The sequence below is a fragment of the Phyllobacterium sp. P5_D12 genome (assembly GCF_054049495.1).
On sequence record NZ_JBFUMG010000806.1, the window covers coordinates 1 to 1,525 of the forward strand.

The 1,525-nt window shown below is 52.5% G+C and carries 3 protein-coding genes; 2 read left to right on the forward strand and 1 reads right to left on the reverse strand.

The window, feature by feature from the left end; all coding sequences use genetic code 11:
- Positions 1-621 (forward strand): TetR/AcrR family transcriptional regulator (locus ACXJ5O_RS26605; protein ID WP_457302528.1); only part of this gene is annotated, 621 nt, incomplete at its 5' end.
- 67 nt (positions 622-688) lie between these two features.
- Complete coding sequence (locus ACXJ5O_RS26610; RefSeq protein WP_224507714.1) at positions 689-1,111, forward strand: metallopeptidase family protein; 423 nt, start codon at positions 689-691, stop codon at positions 1,109-1,111.
- 8 nt (positions 1,112-1,119) lie between these two features.
- On the opposite strand, the gene ACXJ5O_RS26615 is transcribed toward ACXJ5O_RS26610, so the two are convergent.
- Positions 1,120-1,326: a DUF1737 domain-containing protein gene (locus tag ACXJ5O_RS26615; protein ID WP_457302529.1), complete on the reverse strand. Its 207-nt coding sequence runs from the start codon at positions 1,324-1,326 to the stop codon at positions 1,120-1,122.
- Positions 1,327-1,525 lie beyond the last annotated feature (199 nt).

Below are 1,525 nucleotides of genomic sequence, written 5' to 3' on the forward strand. Positions count from 1 at the left end.
GTCTTAGTCAGTTGTTCAACTGACCTGCTTGCGAATATGACAAAGCGCAATGACAAACGCGAGATTCTAATTGCCACGGCGGCCGGATTGTTCTGGCGACAGGGTTATGCGGCGACGAGTCTCGCTGATATCGCAACGGATTCTGGCGTGCCACTTGGGAATATCTACTATTACTTCAAGAGCAAGGCCGAACTGGCGCTTGGTGTTGCCGATATCTTCGTGGCCGAGACTGAAGATATGTTGGCGGAAATCACAGACGCCGACCAGAATCCGCGTACACGTTTAAAGCTTCTAATCGAGAAACTTGCTCACTCACTCAAAAGTCGGGTGGAGCATGGATGTCCGATTGCTCTGGGAATTCGGGACTTCAGACATGAATCGCCTGAAGCTGCGGGGCGGGCCGCCGAGACGTTCAGTTTGCTCATCGGTTTCATAGGAAGGGAACTCGGCCGTTCCGGTATTCGCCCTTCGAGCGCCTTGGGCATAGCACGCAATGCGGTGGCGGAATGGCAAGGTGGAATCATGCTTGCCCATGGTTTGAACGACTCGGCAGTTCTGGTCGAGAGTTTCCGGCGAATGGAACGATTGTTGGTCGCAGGGCCGGCTCGGTCCTKACCGTAATAACGCCCACTCGCATCTATGGGGCAAAAGCCCTATATGAAGCCAGAAAAGCTCTCCAGGAGTCATGATGGCCAGAAGTAATCAAACCGCTGACTGGACCAACCGCCTGTCACCATCGCTGGGCGAGATCGAATCATTGGCGATCGAGGCTTATGCACATCTACCTGAAACGTTCCGTGCGCTATGCGGCGACATTACAATTCAGGTATCCGAGTTTCCCGACGATCAGATTATCGAGGATATGGGACTMGAATCGCCCTTCGATTTGCTCGGCCTTTTTGAAGGGACGGGTATCGGGGAGCGGTTTTCCCTGCAAACTGGCGAGCAGCCCAACCGGATCACCATCTACCGCCGTGCCGTTCTGGACTACTGGGCGGAATATGAAGAAGCACTTGGCGACATCGTGACCCACATTCTCATCCACGAAATCGGCCATCATTTCGGTCTGTCGGATGAGGATATGGAGCGGATAGAGGCAAGCGTAGAATAGTGTTTGCTCTAGTAATCGCTTAACTTGATCCCTGGTTCGTAGTCGACGCGATCGATATCCTTGACAACTGCTTGACCGCATTGCATCGCGCCTGTCGCCGAATTGAACGCATAGGTAGGCGAACCATAAATGTGCCAGCCCTTGTTTATGGCTGCCGTCACCTTGTGACAGAAGCTTGCATCATCGGGACCAGTTAAAATCCGGTACAATTTCATGTGAGGTTCTTTCCCTAATCTACGCCAAGATCAGCCAACGCCGATTTCATTTTTCGCCGATAATGTCGAGTTTTTCCAGTAGCTTTTTTGCCATTTCGAGGTGCAGGCGTTCCACCATCCTGCCCTTCAGTGAAGTGACACCCTTATCAAGGTTCGCCCGATTGGAGAATGCCTCAACAATCAACCTGGCCTCTGCGAC